We start from the raw sequence: 482 nt of genomic DNA, 5'->3' as shown, positions 1-482 counted from the left end.
TATCGCCATCCTGTGTCGGCATTGGAGCCGCTGACGGATCAAAACCTGGTGCACCTGATGGAGCACCCGCACGAGCCGGACGATCTCCATCACGACGCGGTGGACGATCTCCGTCACGACGCTGCTGAGGACGATCTCCGTCACGACGCTGCTGAGGACGATCTCCGTCACGACGCTGCTGAGGACGATCTCCATCACGACGCGGTGGACGATCTCCGTCACGACGCTGCTGAGGACGATCTCCATCACGACGCTGCTGAGGACGATCTCCATCACGACGCGGTGGACGATCTCCGTCACGACGCTGCTGAGGACGATCTCCATCACGACGCGGTGGACGGTCGCCATCACGACGAGCCTGCTTCTCTTCAGGCTTCTGCTCTTCAGCCTGTTCGTTCTTGACGTATGTGCGCTTCTTGCGAACTTCTACGTTAACAACTTTTTTCTTGCCAGCGCCACCGCCGCCAGACACTTTCATCTGA

1 protein-coding gene is annotated in these 482 nt (G+C 59.3%); it reads right to left on the bottom strand.

Annotation, left to right across the window (positions count from 1 at the left end; translation table 11 throughout):
- The coding region (locus tag WG89_RS29065; protein WP_172806972.1) for a translation initiation factor IF-2 associated domain-containing protein at positions 1-482 on the bottom strand (482 nt) is incomplete at both ends.

Source organism: Endozoicomonas arenosclerae (assembly GCF_001562015.1).
Lineage (GTDB): Bacteria > Pseudomonadota > Gammaproteobacteria > Pseudomonadales > Endozoicomonadaceae > Endozoicomonas_A > Endozoicomonas_A arenosclerae.
Note: the sequence above shows the minus strand (reverse complement) of the source record. Positions and strands in the feature narration are given on the sequence as shown.